Origin of the sequence: Psychroserpens damuponensis (genome assembly GCF_000826655.1) — a bacterium.
GTDB lineage: Bacteria > Bacteroidota > Bacteroidia > Flavobacteriales > Flavobacteriaceae > Psychroserpens > Psychroserpens damuponensis.
This window is the reverse complement of sequence record NZ_JXJO01000024.1, coordinates 139,715-157,342: the sequence shown is the minus strand read 5'-3', so window position 1 is coordinate 157,342 and position 17,628 is coordinate 139,715. Positions and strand designations below refer to the sequence as shown.

The following is a 17,628-nucleotide window of genomic DNA, read 5'->3' as shown; positions in this document are numbered from 1 at the left end:
AATTAGTCAAGTTTTTTATTTTTATAAATGGCCCAACTCACAAATACTAGTGCGCTAAAAAGCACGGTTTTTTCAATAATATATAATAGAATAAGTAGTAATACGTTAGTTTCTGATAGCGTACTTTCTGCAAAAGTATCTCTATGAATTGAAGCTGTAATTATTACAAATCGTTCAATTATGGTGCCTGAAAAGAGCGAAACAATTAACACTAAAAAAGTGATAAGTGTTATATATTTTAATGTTTTTCTCATTTTTTTAATCCAAAATAATTGCAGTAGTGCACAACATACTAATGGTCTTAATAGCATTAGCCAATAAGCCCAAGCGTAAGGTCCTGTAGCTCTTTGGGAGAATACATCAAATTCTTTTGAGGTGTAATAAATGATTAGCGATAAGGTGTAAACAACACCATAAAAAATAGCTAGATTTTTAGCGACAAGAACTGAGTAGGTGATAAAGGTTCGTAATTTTGTCTTTTTATAAAAAACATAAACTAATACCGCAAGTAAGGTTACAATACAAAAACCAAAAACGAGTCCTTCTAAAAAATTGGAAATAGAGTTGATTATTTTATAGGCTTGCGTATCCATTTATAGTTTGCTTTTGGCGTGCATCAAACCTAATTCAATATAATGTAATAATTCGGTTTCGGTTTTTATTACTTCTTGTGAGACATATACAAACTCTTTTATGGGCTTTTTGGTAAAATCCATTGGTCTTACATGTACTTTTGCTAATTCGGATTCTATTTTACTTGAGAGGATTCTTACCATTACATCTTCTTTCATTACGCCAATTGTCATTTTTCCTTTATGCAAAAAGGAGATACCACCAAACATCTTTTTTTTCGGTAAAATCATCAGGAAAAAACCTGAGTTGTTCTCTAATTCTGCTTGCGAGTTGTTCGTTGAATGTACTAAGAATAATATTAATAAAAAATAAGAATTGGGAAATTAAAAAAACGCCAAGTATAATAGTTACGTAAGTTGTTTCGAGTGTAGAATTATCAAATAAAGGAAAATCTTGTTTTACAAAATTCATATAATATAGCTTAATGATAACCAGTGATATTAAACTTGTAATGGAAGCATATTTATGAACTCTGTTTAATAATATAACCAAAGAAATAGCCCAAAAATGACATAAAAAATAAATATTACCGATGACGAAAAAATAGGTTGCTATTAAAACAAATACATCAGCATATGAAATAACAACATATGTATCGTGAGTATTTATATTTAGAAGTAGTTCACTATTAATGAAAAAGTATAACCATACGCCTGAGATTGGAATCAATGACATCCAAAACCAATGATGAATTTTCAAATTATGCATCTATTAAATTATTTATAAGCATAATATCACCACAATTAAGTGTTTGATAGTGTTTTGTAAAACTACAAAAAACATCTATTAGGGTAAATACTAAGCACTTAATAGGTGTCTAAATTTTAAGTCTTGAAGAAGCCATCACATTTTGCGCAGCATAATCACCTTCTAAAAACTTTAAATATCCAACAATGGCAATCATCGCAGCATTGTCTGTTGTGTATTCAAATTTAGGAACATAGGTTGTCCACCCAAATTTATGTTCGCCATCTTTTAATGCTTGACGAATTCCTGAATTCGCCGAAACACCACCTCCAATTGCAATATGTTTAATATCTGTTTGTTTGGTCGCAAGTTTGAGTTTGTCAATTAAAATACCAATAATAGTATATTGAATAGATGCGCAAATATCGTTTAAATTCTCTTCAATAAAGTTAGGGTTTAATTTAACTTGTTTCTGTACAAAATAAAGTACTGCAGTTTTAAAACCAGAGAAACTAAAGTTTAAACCACCAACTTTAGGTTTGGTGAAAGCAAAAGCTTTAGGGTTTCCTAGTTTTGCACGTCTATCAATTTCTGGACCAGCAGGATAGCCTAAGCCTAGTAGTTTCCCGCTTTTATCAAAGGCTTCACCAACAGCATCATCAATGGTTTCTCCAATCACTACCATTTTAAAATATGAATCTACTCTTACAATTTGTGTATGTCCACCCGAAATGGTCATCGCTAAAAACGGGAAAGGTGGTTTTTTAAAATCAGTTTCTTCAATAAAATGAGCAAGAATATGAGCTTGCATGTGGTTAACATCAATTAAAGGAATATCTAATCCAAAGGCCAAAGACTTTGCAAAAGACGTACCTACAAGCAATGAACCCATCAATCCAGGTCCACGAGTAAAGGCAATAGCACTTAATTGAGATTTATCAATACCAGCTTTTTTAAGTGCTTGATCTACAACAGGAACTATGTTTTGTTGATGTGCTCTTGAGGCTAACTCCGGAACAACGCCACCATAAGCTTCATGGATTTTTTGGCTAGCCACAATGTTGCTTAAAATTTTACCGTTAAGCATTACGGCAGCGGCAGTATCATCACAAGATGACTCGATAGCAAGAATATATATATTTTGTGAGGTCATTAATACAAATTAGGCACAATAATTGTTAATTTTGAGCTCAAAGTTATAACTTTCAAAGCGTATCAAAAAATTCCTCAAAATAGTATCGAAGATTTTAGCCATAATTTTGCTATTATTCATCATTTTGGTGCTCATACTTTCCATTCCAGCGGTACAAACAAATTTAGGTCAACGCTTAACAAAACGTATCAATGATGACTATGGTACCAATATTAATATAGGTAAAGTAGGACTCCAATTTAATGGTGACGTTGAACTTAAAGAAGTTTATGTAGAAGATTATAAAAAAGACACATTAATTGCTATAGATGAGTTAAATACCTCTATCGTTAACTATAGAAATATTATTAATGGTACCTTAAATTTTGGTGATATTGATATAATGAATTTAACATTCAATGTTAAAACGTATAAAGGAGAAAAAGATACTAATCTTGATATTTTCGTCGCTAAATTTGACGAAGATAACCCACGACCAGAAAAGAGTACATTTTTATTATCGTCTAGTGATGTTTCTATATATGATGGGACTTTTAGGCTTATTGATGAAAATAAAGAGACACAAAAAGTACTTGAGTTTTATGATTTAAATATTAATGCGACAAATTTTGTTATTGCAGGTAGTGATGTTGATGCTCGTATAAATACTCTTAATTTTAAGGATAGCCGTGGTGCTTTTGTAAAGAATCTAGTTACCAATTTTGAGTACACACCAAAGTACATGGTTTTTGATAATTTAAGTATTACAACCGAAAAATCTAATCTCCTCGGAAATTTGCGTTTTGACTACAACCGTGAAGATTTTGGTGATTTTGAAAATAAAGTTCAAGTCACAGCGAATTTTAAAAATTCTGAAGTATATCTCAATGATTTAAATACATTTTATAATGAATTTGGAGAAAATCAAACAGCAAAATTAAATGTTAACTTATCAGGAACGCTTAATGATTTACATGCGGAAAACTTAGAATTAAATGCTAGTGGTCGAAGTAAAATTTATGGCGATATCACATTTAAAAACTTATTAAGTACAAAAGAAGGTGATTTTTCTATGAATGCAAGGTTTGATAATCTTTCTTCAAATTATTACGATTTAAGAGCTTTATTGCCCAATATTCTTGGTGAATCTATTCCATCTGTGTTTTCAAAACTTGGAGATTTTAGAATTACAGGAACGTCATATATTACAGATACTACTATTGATGCCAACTTAAATATTAATACTAATTTAGGTTTAATTGTGTCAGATATGAAAATGACACATGTTGATGATATTGACAATGCCAGTTATATAGGTAACGTCGTTTTTGATGAATTTAACTTAGGAGAATTGCTTAATGATCCTAAAGTGAAAACCACATCGTTTAATCTAGATGTTGACGGTAAAGGCTTTACTTTAGATAACCTGAGTACACAAGTAAATGGCCAAATATATCATGTCGATTATAACAATTATAAGTATCAAGATGTCGAAATCTCTGGTAAACTAGGAAATCAAATTTTTAATGGACTTTTAGTGTCTAAGGACGAAAATTTTAAGTTTAAATTTGATGGATTAGCCGATTTGTCAAAAGAAATCAAAGCTTTTGATTTTAATGCCAATGTAGAATATGCTAATTTAAGAGCTCTTAATTTTATATCAAAAGATAGTATTTCGGTTTTTAGAGGAAAAGTAACTACTTCAATGAAAGGGTCTACATTTGATGATGCCTTTGGAACTTTGAATTTTGAAAACACGACCTACATTAATGAAAATGATGAGTATTTTTTTAAAGACTTTAAGATAGAATCTCAATTTCAAAATAATAAACGAATCCTTACCATAAACTCTCCAGATATTATTGAAGGTACAATGAGTGGTGATTTCAAGTTCGCTGATATTGGGAAACTAGTTGAGAATTCTGTAGGAAGTATTTATACTAATTTTATTCCTAATAGCATTGAAACCGATCAATATCTAGAGTTCGATTTTAAAATTTATAATAAAATTGTAGAAGTCTTTTATCACGATTTAGAACTAGGACCAAACACGACTATAAAAGGTAGGATAGAAACCGATGAGAAACAATTTAACCTCTCGTTTAACTCACCTCAAATAAAACTCATTGATTATTTTGCAAATGATATTTCAGTATTAATTGATAATAGTAACCCCTTATTTAATACCTATATTGAGATTGATACATTAAGCACAAAATATTATGATGTGTCTAAATTTAGTTTAATTAATGTGACCCAAAGAGATACGTTATTTATTAAATCTGAATTTAAAGGAGGTAAACAAAATTCAGATGATTTTAATCTCAATATGTTTTATACAATAGATGAAAATTCTAAATCTGTTGTAGGTTTCAGGAAATCTGAAGCCGTCTTTAAAAATAATAAATGGGTAATCAACGAAGACAAAAATAAACGCAACAAAATAACGTTTACACGCGATTTTAAAAACTTTGATATTAGCGAAATGGTGATGAATCATTTTGACGAACGTATTGAATTATCTGGACAAATTATTGGTGATGACTTTAAAGATATAAAATTAGATTTAACAGATGTTGATCTTAAAAAAATCACTCCTAGAATTGATAGTTTATCACTTGATGGTCGTGTTAATGGTAAAATAGATATTTTACAACAAGAGGGCGTTTACTTGCCAAATTCTAATGTTGTTATTAGTGGTTTTAAAGCAAATGATTATGAGTTGGGCGAACTTACAGCACGTATAAATGGAAATAATTCTTTAACCAATTATAGTGTCGACGTTTCACTTAAAAATGATAACCTAAAATCTTTAGCTGCTAGAGGATTAATTGATGTTGATGCTAATGTAATTGATCTGGATGTCACCTTTGAAGAGTTTTTATTAGACCCTTTAGATCCATTAGGTGAAGGTGTCATAACAAATATACGAGGCTTAGTCACTGGTGATGCAAAAGTTACCGGTAAATTAAGTGACCCTCAATTTAGTGGTGATTTATTGCTAGATAATGCAGGCTTAACTATACCGTATCTTAATGTAGATTATAGTTTTGATTTTGATTCTCATGTAAAGTTAGAGTCACAACGATTTATGTTTCAGGAAGTTGAAATTACAGATTCTGAATATTTTTCTAAAGCAATTTTAAATGGTTACATCGCACACCAAAATTTCTCAGATTGGAAACTAGGTTTAGAAATTGATACAGATCGTTTATTGGTTTTAAATACAGATTCTACAGGTGAAGAAGAAGAGTTATATTATGGTACAGCCTTCGTTAATGGTAAAGCTGAAATCTCTGGACCAACCGATAACCTTAAAATTGAATTTAACGGAAGTACAGCCCAAGGTACAGTTTTTAAAATTCCGTTAAGCGATTTAGAAAGCTATGGAGATAATTCATATATCCATTTTTTAAGTCCAGAAGAGAAAGAAGCGCGATTAAGAGGAGAAGTTATTAATAATACTGAAGTAAAAGGATTAGAATTAGAATTTAATCTTTTTGTAAATCCTTATGCTGATATTGAAATTGTAATTGACAAAAACTCAGGAAGTACCATTCAAGGAAAAGGAAACGGAAATTTATTGTTCGATATTAATACTAATGGTAAATTTCAAATGTTTGGAGATTTTCAAATTGTAGAAGGAACATATAATTTTGCTTATGGTGGCTTAATACAAAAAAAATTAACAGTAAAGCCCAATGGTTATATACGTTGGGAAGGTGATCCATTGAAGGCACAAGTAGGATTAACAGCTGTATATGCAACAAGGGCTAACCCTTCTGTATTATTAGATGCACCAATTAATAGGAGTATTGATGTTGAAGTTGAAATTAACCTCTCAGGACAATTAGAGCAGCCAGATCCAGATTTTACATTTAATTTTCCAACCGTTGAAACCACAATAAAATCTGAGTTAGATTATAGGTTAGAAACCAAAGAAAGCAGAGAAAACCAAGCACTCTTTTTATTATCAACAGGCTCATTTGCTAGTGAAGTAAGTTTAGGCCAACAAGCTTATGGTACAATATCAGATCGTGTGAATTCTTTGTTTAATAGTTTTTTATCTAATGATGATAGTAAACTACAAGTGAATTTTAATTATGAAGCAGGAGCTGTAACTACAGACTATCAAACTGACGACAGACTTGGTTTAACATTAAGCACTAAAATTAGTGATCGTGTACTTATTAATGGTAAAGTAGGTGTGCCAATAGGAGGAGTTAACCAAACTGTGATTGCAGGAGATGTTCAAATTGATGTACTATTAAATGATGATGGTACGTTAAAAGCTACGTTTTTTAATAGAGAAAATAGTATTAGAAATTTTGGTGAAGAGATTGGTTATACTCAAGGAGCAGGTTTAACTTATAATGTAGAGTTTGATACCTTCAAAGAATTACTTCAAATTATCTTTTCGGGAAAAAACAAAAAAGAAGAGAAGCCAAAAGAGGACGAAAATAAAGAAAACGAAGAAAAACTCACTCCGGATTTCATAAATTTCAAGTCAAAAAAAGACGCAAAAAGCAATTAAATACATCATTTTTTAACAATTTTAATAATACTTATTAACGAAAACGTTTGAATTATTATCGTGTTGTTAAATAAAATCCAATTCCACTTTTATTATAGTTTTTGTTTACTAGCTTTACTTTTTGAAACATAAAAATACATGTCAAAAAAGATAAATAAAATTGGTGTTTTTACATCAGGAGGAGATTCTCCAGGAATGAATGCTGCCATACGATCTGTAGTTAGAACTTGTGCTTTTCATAATATTGAATGCGTTGGCATTTATAGAGGTTATGAAGGTATGATTGAAGGCGACTTCAAAGAAATGAATGCACGTAGTGTAAAAGGGATCATCAATAAAGGAGGAACCGTTTTAAAATCGGCTCGTTCTATGGAGTTTAAAACTCCTGAAGGAAGACAAAAAGCCCATAAACATTTAACCGATGCCAACATTGATGCTCTAGTAGCTATTGGTGGTGATGGTACTTTTACTGGAGCTATGGTTTTTAATCAGGAATTTGATTTTCCAGTAATGGGAATTCCAGGTACTATTGATAATGATATCTTCGGAACTTCACATACGTTAGGTTATGATACCGCTTTAAATACAGTTGTAGATGCAGTAGATAAAATTAGAGATACTGCAAGTTCACATAACAGATTGTTTTTTGTTGAAGTTATGGGACGAGATGCTGGTCATATAGCCTTAAATGTTGGAATAGGAGCAGGTGCTGAAGAAATTTTAATTCCTGAAGAAGATTTAGGGTTAGATCGTTTATTAGAATCATTACGTCGCAGTAAGAAATCTGGTAAAGCATCAAGTATCGTTATTGTAGCAGAAGGTGATAAAATAGGTAAAAGTGTTTTTGAACTTAAAGATTATGTTGAAGAAAACATGATCGAGTACGATGTACGCGTTTCGGTTTTAGGCCATATGCAACGTGGTGGTTCTCCATCGTGTTTTGATCGAGTGCTGGCCAGTAGAATGGGCGTAAAAGCTGTAGAATCTTTATTAGAAGGAGAAACCAATTTAATGGTAGGCTTACTCAGTGATAAAATAAACGTGACACCTTTAGATCAAGCAGTCAAAGGAAAATCTGAAATAAATATGGAATTATTAAGAGTCTCAGATATTATGTCAACTTAATATTTCCGAAGAAAATTAAAAGAAAAATAATAGTAATAAATAACAAATAAGATGTCAAATTTAAAATTAGGAATTAACGGTTTTGGTAGAATAGGTAGAATCGTATTTAGAGCAACAGTAAAACGTGATGATGTTGATGTAGTTGCCATTAACGATTTGTTAGATGTAGAGCATTTAGCATATTTATTAAAATATGATTCTGTACATGGAAACTTTGACGGCACAGTAGAAGTTAAAGATGGTCATCTAGTAGTTGATGGTAAAACGGTAAGAGTCACTGCTGAAAGAGATCCTAAAAATTTAAAATGGGATGAAGCAGGAGCAGAAGTTGTTGCCGAATGTACAGGGATTTTTACATCTTTAGAAACTGCAGACTACCATATTCAAGCAGGAGCTAAAAAAGTTGTAATTTCTGCACCAAGTAAAGATGTACCTATGTTTGTAATGGGTGTAAATGATGATGAATTAACAGGAGATCACAATATTGTTTCTAATGCATCATGTACAACAAACTGTTTAGCACCAATGGCAAAAATTATTGATGATAACTTTGGTTTAGAAGAAGCATTAATGACAACAATCCATGCAAGTACATCTACACAATTAACGGTTGATGGTCCATCAAAAAAGAATTATAGATTAGGTCGTTCGGCTATTGTTAATATCATTCCTTCAACAACAGGAGCAGCAGTTGCTGTTGGTAAAGTTATTCCTAAATTAAATGGAAAATTAACAGGTATGGCTTTTCGTGTACCAACTGCAGATGTGTCTGTTGTTGATTTAACGGTAAGAACGACATCTGAAACATCATTAGATGACATTAAAGCTGCTTTCAAAAAAGCTTCTGAAGGTGCAATGAGTGGTGTAGTTGGTTATACCGAAGATGCTGTAGTGTCTCAAGATTTTGTTAGCGATGATCGCACAAGTATTTTTGATGCCGATGCATGTATCGAATTAAACTCTAAGTTTTTTAAACTTGTCTCATGGTATGATAATGAGTTTGGGTATTCTAACAAATTAGTTGATTTAGCTCAGAAGGTTAATTCTTTATAATATTAATGTCATTTAAATCTGTAGTTTTACTTTAAAAGCTACAGATTTATTTTTTATATCAAGCTCATGATTTTAATTACAGATGGTGGTTCTACAAAATGCGATTGGATTGTTGTAGATAATAATGGAAAGCAACTTCACGAAAAAATTAGAACAAAAGGACTTAATCCTGCTATTTTAAAAGAAAAGAAATTAAAAAAAATCATTAGAAAAAGTGATGACCTCATGAGGATTAGCAGCCAAGTGACGCATATTTTTTTCTATGGAGCTGGTTGTGGAACTACAAATCCCAAAGTTATACTTACTGAAATTTTAGAATCCATTTTTATTAATGCCGAAATTGACGTTCAAGAAGATACAATGGCTGCTGTACGAGCAACTATAAATCGTGATGACGAAGCTGCTGTGGTTTGCATTATGGGAACTGGATCTAATTGTAGTTATTTTGATGGTAAACGTTTACACCAACGTGTTTTATCTTTAGGTTATACACTCATGGATGACGCTTCTGGTAATTACTACGGAAAAGAGCTTATAAGAGATTATTATTTTAATAATATGCCAGAAGATATTAAAATAGCATTTGAGCATAAGCATAATCTTGATGCAGATTACATTAAGTATAATCTATACAAACAACCTAATCCAAATGCATATCTCGCCAATTTTGCCGAATTTATGTTTTTAAATAAAGACTCTAAGTATATTAAAGAACTAATAAAAGAAGGAATTAGACGATTTGCCAAGAACATGATATTTCAGTATAAAGAAGAAATTAAAATTGTACCAGTACATTTTGCAGGTTCAATAGCGTTTTTTGCTGAAACTGAAATCAAGGAAGTAGCAGAAGAATTAGGATTTACTGTTGGTAATTTTGAAAGAAGACCAATAGAAGGTCTCGTACAATATCATACTAAAAGCTTATAGTTTTTATAGAACATCATAACGCTATTCAATATATTTAAAAAAGGCATTAGAATTTTCTAATGCCTTTTTTTAATTAAATAGGGTTGGTTAATACTTATCGTATCCATGCTTTCGAAATGGCATGCTTAGATAGCCAAATTAAAAATGCACAAACCACGATAATCATGATTGGCATTATTTTGTTAACATTTTCTATTTCTATCATCAAATACACTTGTTGTACTGTTGCACAAATAAACGATACAATAAATAAATAGTAAGCCCATTTTTTTCTAATTAATAGTGCAATACACGCTAAAGCACCACAAAATACAGCTAGAGCAAAAACAGAAGTGTACCAAGCAGGATGCTCATATAACATTTCAGCTTGTTGTTCTTGTGGTAATTCAGCAATCATTTCGTCTGTAATAAAAGCCTGAACCATATAAGCCATAACTCCCATGGCATTCCAAAGTAATGCGACTACTGCGATAATCCAAAACCAAACAGGTGGTTTGTTAGTTGAAGAATTTGTCATAATTTTTTGATTTTAGTTAGTTAATGTCTAACAATTTATAAAATAAACTATGTAAAATAAAAAACTCAACCTAATTTTATATAAACTATATAAAACTAAGTTGAGTATAAACACTTAAATTTGTATTAACTTTAATCTTCTACAACATGATGAATAGGTGTTTTATTAACCCATTTTCCATTTTTAGATTCACCCAAAATATAAACATCTTTGCTATGCTCATATTCTTTAATAGTGCGCATCATTTGCTCTTTGGTGTCTCTGTGTAATTTGATTCCAGTACTTTTACCTTTATTTCGGATTTCTAAATAAAATCCATCTCTAAATTTTATTGGTCTTGTTGGAGGTCTTCCCATGTATCTGTATTTGTAAATATAATCTGCATATTAATAAAAAAAAGTACAATATGCAAGTTGTTTAATATTATTTCAAAAGTAATTGTTTTAAAGCCTGCAATACAGCGCTTTATATTGTAATTAGTAATTGTGGTATTGATGTGTACAATACCAAAAAGTTTTTATACATTTAACTACAACACATGGCATCGTATTTATGAACTTAAAAAAGAAAAAAAAATCTTACAAAGCATCAAATCTTCCACCAGGAACAATAGCTTATAGAGGTAAAAAGCAATCTGTAGCCACTAATATTGAGATTATAAATTACTCAAAAGATAAATGTACAATTTTAAATACAGGAGCTGTTCAAGAGGCTTTTAATTTTAAAGGTAATGAGCACGTCACTTGGATAAATATAAATGGATTAAATAATGTAAATGATATTGAAACCTTGGGTTTACATTATAAATTGCATCCACTCACCTTAGAAGATATTGTAAATACAGGACAGCGTCCAAAACTAGAAGAGTTTGAAAACTACATGTTCGTTGTTTTTAAAATGTTGTTCATTAAAAATGATGATGAAATTCATTATGAGCACTTGAGCTTAATTGTAGGTGAAGATTATGTGTTGACGTTTCAGGAAGCAGATGGAGATGTTTTTGATGATTTAAGAGAGCGATTGCAATCTGCAAAAGGACGTATACGCTCTCAAGGATCTGACTATTTAATGTATGCCATTTTAGATGCCGTCGTAGATAATTATTTTACAGTTATAGAGGTTTTAGGTGATAAAGTTGAAGACTTAGAAGGTTTGCTATTTCAGTCTAATAAAGCAGATGATCGTACACCAGGACAAATACAGCAACTAAAGCAAGAAATATTACGAATGCGTCGTTCAATTTATCCCTTACGTGAAGTTATTAGTCGCATAGAGAAAACAGATTTTGCTTTTATTGAGGAGAAAACGCACAGTTATTTACGTGATCTACACGATCATATCATACAAGTGAGTGAATCTATTGATTTATATCGTGAGATGATTTGGAGTTTAATGGATATGTATATGACTATTATAAGCAATAAGATGAATGAAATCATGAAAGTGCTTACAATTATTGCGACTATCTTTATTCCTCTAACGTTTATTGCTGGTATCTACGGAATGAATTTTAAGAATATGCCAGAACTTAATACAGATAATGGATATTTTATTTTATTGGGTGTTATGTTTATACTTTTCATTTTTATGTTAATCTATTTTAGAAGAAAGCGATGGCTTTAACATAAATTATGTTAACATATTTTGCTAAGCGTTAAAGGCTGTTAAATCGCTTGGCAAATTTCAAAAAACCCATAGTTTATATAGTGTAATTAATTATTAACACTTAAAAACTAACAACATGAGTTATTTGAATATGCAAGATGAAAAGTTAATACCAGTAGTAGTAGAGCTAAATACTTTATTAGCTAGTTACCATACTTATTACCAAAAATTAAGAAGTTTCCATTGGAACGTTTTAGGAGAAAATTTCTTTGATCTTCACAATAAATTTGAAGAATTGTATACTGATGCACGAACCAAGATTGATGACATCGCAGAACGAATCTTAACTTTAAGATATCATCCAATGAGTAAATTGTCGGATTATTTAGAAATTTCCGAAGTAAAAGAAACGTCACCACTACAGTCAGATCAAGAAATGGTTTTACAAATTATAAGTGACCACAAAATTCTACTCGCTCAAATGAGTAAAGTAATAGAAAAGGCAGATGAGGCTAAAGATGAAGGTACAATTGATTTAATTGGAGCCTATATTAGAGAATTAGAAAAATCGAGTTGGATGTTAGACGCTTGGACTAAAAAAACATCAGAAAAACTCAATAAAAATATAATATCATCATAATTTAAATTTTAAGCAATACACTTTATATACATCAAAAAGTTCATGATATGAGCAAACTCACGTGCTACTTTTTGATGTTATTTGTATGGTAAGCAAGACTGAATATTAGTCTACCTAAATTAAAATTTAAAAAAAATATTATGAACGATCAATTAAATACAGCATTTGGAAATCTTAAAGACAAACTTTTTGGATGGTTCAATGCTATTATAGCAAATTTACCAAACCTAGTTTTAGCAATTTTAGTTTTTGTTGCAGCATTTTTTATAGCACGATATGTAAGCAAGCTGGTTGAAAAACTTGTAAGTAGGCGAGTAGAGCAGAAATCTATTAGTCTAGTGGTTTCTAGAATAGCTTCTGTAATTACAGTTTTAGTAGGTTTGTTTTTGGCTTTAGGTATATTAAATCTTAGTCAAGCATTAACATCTCTTTTAGCAGGTGCTGGAGTTATTGGTTTGGTTGTAGGTCTAGCATTACAAGGTACATTGTCTAATACGGTTTCAGGTATAGTATTATCATTTAGAAACAGAATTAGAATAGGGAATTGGGTAGAAACCAATGGGTATTCTGGTGAAGTTATGGACATAAACTTAAATACGTTCATTTTAAAAGAATCAGACAATAATATTGTAGTTGTACCTAATAAAATGATTTTAGAGAATCCAATTAAAAACTATTCGCTTACTACAAGAATGAGAGTAACATTAGAATGTGGTGTAGGTTATGAGTCAGATTTAGAGGCTGTTGAGCAGCTTACCAAAGAAACTATAGCTACGCATTTTAAACAGGTAGAAAAATCGGAAGATGTTGAGTTTTATTATACAGAATTTGGTGATAGCTCAATTAATTATTTATGCCGATTTTGGATAGATGCTGAAAGTATGCTAGAAAAACTAAGAGCAAAAACTAAAGCTATTATTGAGATAAAGAAAGCATACGATAAAGCAGGTATAAACATACCTTTCCCAATTAGAACCTTACAGTTTGATAGTAAATTATCTATTAATACACCTGAAAATTCAGAAAGTACATTCTCAAATAACTAATAATCTCGAGAAAATCGATAGCCTATTATTAAACAAAAAATTAACTATTAAAATTAACTATTAAAATTAAATATTATGAAAAAAATAATTCTAACATTCGTATTTATATTTTCACTTGCAACAGTATTTACAAGTTGTAGAGACGAAAAAACACCTGAAGAAAAAGTTGAAGCAGCAATGGATGACGTTAAAGATGATGTTGAAGATGCATCTGACGATGTGCAAGATGCAGCAGACGATTTAGCAGAAGAAATAGAGGAGGCTGCTGAAGATAATCAGTAAATAGATGAACACCTAATTATTAAAAAGTCTTGGCTTTAGTCAAGGCTTTTTTTGTACTTTTATTCAAGCAAATACAAAATTCTATGATTACACCTCATTTCTCTAAAGACATTTTAGATTTCTTTAAAAAACTAGAAAAAAATAACAATAGAGATTGGTTTAATGACCATAAGCCAGAGTTTAAAAAACTAGAAACTCAAGCAAAAGTAGCTTATAAGCATATTTACGATCATTTAAACAAACATGACATTGTAGATGGTTTTAAGCTTTTTAGAATATATAGAGATGTGAGATTCTCAAAAAACAAATTACCATATAAAACTCACTTTGGTGGATCTTTCAGTAGAAAAAAACCAGACTTAAGAGGTGGTTATTACGTTCATATCGAACCTAATAACAAATCATTTATTGCCACTGGATTTTGGCAACCAAATAAGGAAGATTTATTAAGAATTAGACGAGAATTTGAACAAGATGATGAAGACATTAGAGCCATTCTTGCTAACAAAAAATTTACATCGGTTTGGGGTGAATTTGTTGGTGATGAGCTAAAAACAGCACCTCGCGATTTTGATAAAGAACATCCTGCTATTGATCTTATACGTAAAAAACAATTCATTTTCACTAAAAACTATACAGATAAAGAAGTTGTTAGCGATCAATTTATAAATGATGTCAATGCTTCTTTTATTGCAATTAGACCATTTTTTGATTATATGAGTGACGTATTGACTACAAATTTAAACGGAGAGTCAATAATTTAATTTTTTAAACGTCAATGATTATAGCCTAAATGGCTGTAGCAAGCGGTTGACTAAATAATTGAATATTACTAACCAATCGCTCTTTTACAATCGACATCATACGTTTATTTAATGCCGACGAATTTTGGATATAAACTTCATATTCTTCAACAGTAAATTGTCCAATAATCATACCTTTAAGTGAATTTCTAAACTTAATATCTTTAGTAATGGTGTGATCTATATAGGCCAATTGTTTAGGTAATGATAAATCATAAAACACATTTTTTCGCTTCTTAATATAGTTTCTAAAAACCACAATAAGTAAGTGGTTTTGCATTTTTATAATTGGGCGTAAAGTCCCATTTTGAAAGCATTCATCCATAGTCATAGCGTCATTAACTTGAGCAGTTGCAATGATAGGACGTATAGACTTTAAGTTTGTAGATCGATCATTCATGGCTTTAATTTTTATTAAATATAGAGATTATGTAAGGGTGAATTAAACGGCTAACTTATATGTTTTCAACGGTGTTATTAACAAATTTAGTATGACTATATATTTATAGTTTTTTCTAATTAGTAAACTAACAAGGTTCCATAATAAACGCCTACATTTGATTTGAAGAGGAGCAGACGTTTAACTGTTATTTTTACTTCGGAAATTTTAAAAACTCAAAACTGTTAAAAGCAATAGCATTCTTTTCTAAACATAAAACATAACACACCTTTTGAGGTCTTAAACTTTAAAAGCATTAACATATAAAATATGAGATTTCATACGAGAAAATGGGTAAAACCCGAAGATTTAAATCCTAATCAAACACTATTTGGAGGTCAGTTATTAGCCTGGATCGATGAAGAGGCAGCTTTGTACACCATCATTCAATTAGAAAACTCTAAGATTGTAACTAAATATATGTCTGAAATTAATTTTATGTCTTCAGCCAAACAAGGAGATATTATTGAAATAGGTATTGAAGTTCTTAAGTTTGGTCGTTCATCACTAACACTAAAGAGTGAAGTGCGTAATAAAATGACTCGCGAGACCATTTTAACCGTAGACAATATAATTATGGTAAACCTTGGCGTAGATGGTAAACCAGCACCACATGGCAAAGTACAAATAGAGTTTGTAAAAGATAGGTTAGAGGATAAATAATTACTCTACAAGTCCTGCATTTAATTCAAATATTTCTAAATCAAAATAGGGTACAGCAGCAAGTGCATGATCAAATATGTCACTCATAATATACTCGTAATTTTCCCAGCGTTTATCACTACTAAAACAGTATATTTCTAAAGGCAAGCCTTGAGACGTAGGCGCTAACTGTCTTACCATAATAAACATATCTTTATTAACAGCACTGTGTTGCTCAACATACGTTTGTAAATACTTTCTAAACACACCAAGATTGGTCATGTTTCGTCCATTTATCAAAACAGATTTGTCAACACTTTTATCAGTATTTGACGCATTAATATCTTTTTGACGTTGTGTAAGATAGCTCGTGACTAACTCAATTTTTTTAAGCTTTTCAATATCATCATTACTTAAATACTTAATACTTTTTGCTTTTAAAATAATTGATCGCTTAATACGTCTTCCACCAGATGATGTCATTCCTCTCCAATTCTTAAATGAATCTGAAATCAAGGCATAAGTTGGAATATTAGTAATCGTCATGTCAAAATTTTGAACCTGTACAGTAGATAAATTTATTTCAATCACATCACCATCGGCTCCATATTTTTCCATGGTAATCCAATCTCCAATTCTAACACTATCGTTAATTGCAACTTGTATACTTGCAACAAAACCTAAAATTGTATCCTTAAAAATCAATAATAATACTGCTGATGCAGCACCAAGAGTTGTAAAGAATTTTAAGAATGATAAGTTAATTAATATCGCTAAAATTGAGGCAACACCTACAATCCAAAGAAAAAGCATAACCACTTGAATGTAACTATCAATAGGTTTGTCTTTTAATCTTGGTAAGGTTTTAAAATACGCTTCAAAAGTTTTAAGTATGCTACGTATAATCCAAAGTGTAAGTACGATAGCACACACTTTTAGAAGCATTAATATATTTGTTTCAAACTGAGGAAAATCTTTGAAAACAAATGGAAACAATTTTATAGTTAAAATTAATGGTACAAGATGCGCAATGTTACTTGGAGCTCGATTATTTACTAAAAGGTCATCAAAATTAGTCTTAGTTTGCTCAGAAAATTTTCCGAAGAGATTAATCAAAATTCTTCTAGTAATACGATCGGCTAAATAAATAAAGACTAATAATATGAGGAGTAATACCATCATATTAAAATATTTGGCAGATAAGTCAGATATGCCAATAGAAATAAAATAATCGTAAAAAAAACATTGTGCTTGCTCCATTATGAGTGCGATTTTAAGTATTTCTTCTCAATATAAAATGTACCAAAAGGTATGATAGAAGCCACTAAAACAATAAGCGTGGTTTTGATATCCCATTTAAGTGCATTAGAAAGGAAAAGCGCTAAAATAATATAGGCTACAAATAATAAACCATGAGCCATACCTACAGGAAACAACAATGTATTATAAATATCTAAGTAATACGGCTTAATAAAAAGCATATTACCAAACAATACTAAGTAAGATATACCTTCTAAAAGGGCTACTATTTTGAAACTTTTAAATAAAGAAAACATAGGTGAA

At 30.6% G+C, this 17,628-nt stretch carries 19 protein-coding genes; 10 read left to right on the top strand and 9 right to left on the bottom strand.

All coding sequences use genetic code 11. The annotated features are described in order from the left end of the window. Positions 1-2: 2 nt before the first annotated feature. The 4 genes from TD29_RS15110 to tsaD form a co-directional block, all read right to left on the bottom strand. The gene (locus tag TD29_RS15110; RefSeq protein ID WP_040281804.1) at positions 3-593 is read right to left on the bottom strand and encodes a hypothetical protein; all 591 of its coding nucleotides are present in this window, start codon (positions 591-593) and stop codon (positions 3-5) included. Then, positions 594-806, bottom strand: a complete 213-nt coding sequence (locus TD29_RS18400) for a hypothetical protein (protein ID WP_241485290.1) — start codon at positions 804-806, stop codon at positions 594-596. It lies immediately after the preceding gene. A gap of 7 nt (positions 807-813) precedes the next feature. After that, a complete protein-coding gene (locus TD29_RS18395) occupies positions 814-1,044 on the bottom strand; it encodes a hypothetical protein (protein ID WP_152611536.1) in 231 nt (76 codons plus the stop codon). A gap of 406 nt (positions 1,045-1,450) precedes the next feature. Then, on the bottom strand, positions 1,451-2,473 hold the full coding sequence (tsaD, locus tag TD29_RS15100) for a tRNA (adenosine(37)-N6)-threonylcarbamoyltransferase complex transferase subunit TsaD (RefSeq protein WP_040281803.1): 1,023 nt from the start codon (positions 2,471-2,473) through the stop codon (positions 1,451-1,453). 106 nt (positions 2,474-2,579) lie between these two features. Here tsaD and TD29_RS15095 point away from each other — a divergent pair, with 106 nt between their 5' ends. The 4 genes from TD29_RS15095 (at position 2,580) to TD29_RS15080 (ending at position 10,091) form a co-directional block, all read left to right on the top strand. Then, positions 2,580-6,986 (top strand): translocation/assembly module TamB domain-containing protein, encoded by a 4,407-nt coding sequence (locus TD29_RS15095; RefSeq protein ID WP_241485289.1) that lies wholly within the window; start codon positions 2,580-2,582, stop codon positions 6,984-6,986. Positions 6,987-7,124: 138 nt separating this feature from the next. Then, complete coding sequence (gene pfkA, locus TD29_RS15090; protein WP_040281801.1) at positions 7,125-8,111, top strand: 6-phosphofructokinase; 987 nt, start codon at positions 7,125-7,127, stop codon at positions 8,109-8,111. Between the two features lie 51 nt (positions 8,112-8,162). After that, the gene (gene gap, locus TD29_RS15085; protein ID WP_040281799.1) at positions 8,163-9,164 is read left to right on the top strand and encodes a type I glyceraldehyde-3-phosphate dehydrogenase; all 1,002 of its coding nucleotides are present in this window, start codon (positions 8,163-8,165) and stop codon (positions 9,162-9,164) included. A 66-nt stretch (positions 9,165-9,230) separates the two neighbouring features. After that, complete coding sequence (locus TD29_RS15080; RefSeq protein ID WP_040281798.1) at positions 9,231-10,091, top strand: BadF/BadG/BcrA/BcrD ATPase family protein; 861 nt, start codon at positions 9,231-9,233, stop codon at positions 10,089-10,091. 94 nt (positions 10,092-10,185) lie between these two features. On the opposite strand, the gene TD29_RS15075 is transcribed toward TD29_RS15080, so the two are convergent. Further along, complete coding sequence (locus TD29_RS15075) at positions 10,186-10,608, bottom strand: hypothetical protein (RefSeq protein WP_040281796.1); 423 nt, start codon at positions 10,606-10,608, stop codon at positions 10,186-10,188. Positions 10,609-10,739: 131 nt separating this feature from the next. After that, on the bottom strand, positions 10,740-10,964 hold the full coding sequence (locus TD29_RS15070) for a hypothetical protein (RefSeq protein WP_040281794.1): 225 nt from the start codon (positions 10,962-10,964) through the stop codon (positions 10,740-10,742). Between the two features lie 196 nt (positions 10,965-11,160). On the opposite strand from TD29_RS15070, the gene corA reads away from it, so the two are divergent. The 5 genes from corA to TD29_RS15045 all read left to right on the top strand — a co-directional run bounded on the left by corA (position 11,161) and on the right by TD29_RS15045 (position 14,945). Next, positions 11,161-12,231, top strand: coding sequence for a magnesium/cobalt transporter CorA (gene corA / locus TD29_RS15065; protein WP_040281792.1), 1,071 nt, complete (start codon positions 11,161-11,163; stop codon positions 12,229-12,231). 118 nt (positions 12,232-12,349) lie between these two features. Next, positions 12,350-12,853 (top strand): Dps family protein, encoded by a 504-nt coding sequence (locus TD29_RS15060; protein WP_040281790.1) that lies wholly within the window; start codon positions 12,350-12,352, stop codon positions 12,851-12,853. Positions 12,854-12,993: 140 nt separating this feature from the next. Further along, positions 12,994-13,899 (top strand): mechanosensitive ion channel family protein, encoded by a 906-nt coding sequence (locus tag TD29_RS15055; RefSeq protein WP_040281788.1) that lies wholly within the window; start codon positions 12,994-12,996, stop codon positions 13,897-13,899. 75 nt (positions 13,900-13,974) lie between these two features. After that, on the top strand, positions 13,975-14,181 hold the full coding sequence (locus TD29_RS15050) for a hypothetical protein (RefSeq protein WP_040281786.1): 207 nt from the start codon (positions 13,975-13,977) through the stop codon (positions 14,179-14,181). An 83-nt stretch (positions 14,182-14,264) separates the two neighbouring features. Then, positions 14,265-14,945, top strand: a complete 681-nt coding sequence (locus TD29_RS15045; protein ID WP_040281784.1) for a DUF2461 domain-containing protein — start codon at positions 14,265-14,267, stop codon at positions 14,943-14,945. Between the two features lie 25 nt (positions 14,946-14,970). Here the strand turns inward: TD29_RS15045 and TD29_RS15040 are convergent, their stop codons facing one another. Beyond that, positions 14,971-15,384 carry a hypothetical protein gene (locus TD29_RS15040; RefSeq protein WP_040281782.1) on the bottom strand — a complete coding sequence of 138 codons (414 nt, stop codon included), beginning with the start codon at positions 15,382-15,384 and terminating at the stop codon, positions 14,971-14,973. Positions 15,385-15,693: 309 nt separating this feature from the next. On the opposite strand from TD29_RS15040, the gene TD29_RS15035 reads away from it, so the two are divergent. Further along, positions 15,694-16,086, top strand: coding sequence for an acyl-CoA thioesterase (locus TD29_RS15035; RefSeq protein ID WP_040281780.1), 393 nt, complete (start codon positions 15,694-15,696; stop codon positions 16,084-16,086). Here the strand turns inward: TD29_RS15035 and TD29_RS15030 are convergent, their stop codons facing one another. Continuing rightward, a complete protein-coding gene (locus TD29_RS15030) occupies positions 16,087-17,325 on the bottom strand; it encodes a mechanosensitive ion channel family protein (RefSeq protein ID WP_040281778.1) in 1,239 nt (412 codons plus the stop codon). Further along, the gene (locus TD29_RS15025; protein WP_040281775.1) at positions 17,325-17,621 is read right to left on the bottom strand and encodes a DUF3817 domain-containing protein; all 297 of its coding nucleotides are present in this window, start codon (positions 17,619-17,621) and stop codon (positions 17,325-17,327) included. The genes TD29_RS15030 and TD29_RS15025 overlap by 1 nt, the downstream gene beginning before the upstream one ends. Positions 17,622-17,628: the final 7 nt, after the last annotated feature.